Annotated in this window: 2 protein-coding genes; both read left to right on the top strand. The window is 64.4% G+C overall.

What is annotated here, in order from left to right; genetic code table 11:
* Window positions 1-138: 138 nt before the first annotated feature.
* Window positions 139-1137: a tRNA dihydrouridine(20/20a) synthase DusA gene (gene dusA, locus B3D39_RS17500; RefSeq protein ID WP_274963584.1), complete on the top strand. Its 999-nt coding sequence runs from the start codon at window positions 139-141 to the stop codon at window positions 1135-1137.
* Between the two features lie 25 nt (window positions 1138-1162).
* Window positions 1163-1662 (top strand): sulfite exporter TauE/SafE family protein (locus tag B3D39_RS17495; protein WP_286789924.1); only part of this gene is annotated, 500 nt, incomplete at its 3' end.

Below are 1662 nucleotides of genomic sequence, written 5' to 3'. Positions count from 1 at the left end.
CGCTGCCCTCCGAAGGCAGAGGCCGAAGGTTCGAATCCTTCTGGGTGCGCCATTTCCCCCAGTTTCCGAAATTTCAGCGCCTTGGGGGCGGCACAGACGCTATCGAGACGGCCCGAGACAGACCCGATGAGAGATGCGATGACGACAGATGACGCCCTGATCCGCGCAGCGAAGCTCTCGGTCGCGCCGATGATGGACTGGACCGACCGCCATTGCCGCTACTTCCACCATCAGATCAGCCGCAACGCGCTGCTTTACACCGAGATGGTGACCGCGCCTGCGGTGATTCATGGCGATCGCGATCGGCTGCTGGGGTTCGATGAGGCCGAGCACCCGGTGGCGCTGCAGCTCGGTGGGTCGGACGCGAAGGAACTGGCCGAGGCGGCGAAGGTCGGCGCGGATTTCGGTTATGACGAGATCAACCTCAATTGCGGCTGCCCGTCCGATCGCGTGCAATCCGGGGCTTTCGGTGCGGTTTTGATGAAGTCGCCCGATTTGGTGGCCGAGTGCTGTGCCGCGATGATCGCGGCGCAACCCGTAGAAGTCACGGTGAAATGCCGCATCGGGGTCGACGATCAGGACCCGCAGGAAGTGCTGCCCGAGTTCATCGAGAAGGTCGCCGCTGCAGGCGTGACCTGCATCACGATCCACGCCCGCAAGGCTTGGCTGCAAGGCCTCTCGCCCAAGGATAACCGCGAAATCCCGCCGCTCGATTACCCGCTCGTCCACGCGATGAAGGCGGCCTATCCGCAGCTCCATCTGTCGATCAATGGCGGTATCAAAGATCTCGCCGCAGCCGAGGCCGAACTCGCGCAAGGGCTCGACGGCGTCATGGTCGGCCGCGCGGCCTATCATCAGCCGATGGAGGTGCTGGGCGCCGCCGATCAGCGCATCTGGGGGCAGGGCGCGGCGCGCGATCCCTTCGACGTGGCTGAAGCGATGATCCCCTATATCGCGCGCCATATCGAACGCGGCGGCAGGCTGCACCAGATCACCCGCCACATGCTCGGCCTGTTCCACGGCAAGCCCGGTGCGCGCCGCTTCCGGCAGATCCTGTCGGAAGGCGCCACCCGCGACGGCGCCGGGGTTGAACTTTTCGAGAGCGCGTTGTCAGCCGTACGTGAACGGGTTAACTGAGCGGAACCCAAGGAGATTTTCCGACATGCCCGATTTCGCCACGCTCGCGCCGCTCGTCTTGATCCTGATGGCAGTGGGGGCGTTCGCGGGCGTTCTGGCGGGGCTTCTGGGGGTCGGCGGCGGGATCGTCCTCGTGCCGGCCTTCTTCTATCTTTTCAGCGGGTTGGGCTACGGATCGAACGATCTGATGCAGGTCTGCGTCGCGACCTCGCTGGCGACGATCATCGTCACGTCGATCCGCTCGGTCATGGCGCATAACCGCAAGGGTGCGGTCGATTGGGATATCCTCAAGCAATGGATCGCCCCCATCGCCATCGGCGCGATCATCGGGGTGCTGGTGGTGCATCAGCTGCGCTCTTCGACGATGCAGATCATCTTCGCGGTGATGGTGCTGCTGATCGCCTGCTACATGATGTTCGGCAAATCGAGCTGGCGGATCTCGGACGGGCTGCCGGGCGGCATCTTCCGCGCGTGGTTCGGCCCGCTGATGGGGTTCCTGTCGGTGCTTCTGGGGATCGGCGGCGG

This window comes from Thioclava sp. UBA3469, assembly GCF_002378135.1.
Classification (GTDB): Bacteria; Pseudomonadota; Alphaproteobacteria; order Rhodobacterales; family Rhodobacteraceae; genus Thioclava; species Thioclava sediminum.
The sequence above is the reverse complement of the archived record's forward strand: the minus strand, read 5'-3'. Positions and strand labels throughout refer to the sequence as shown.

Bases quoted from the DNA above. Each gene is read 5' to 3' on its own strand.
- dusA (WP_274963584.1), top strand. From the start codon at position 139: ATGACGACAGATGACGCCCTGATCCGCGCAGCGAAGCTCTCGGTCGCG.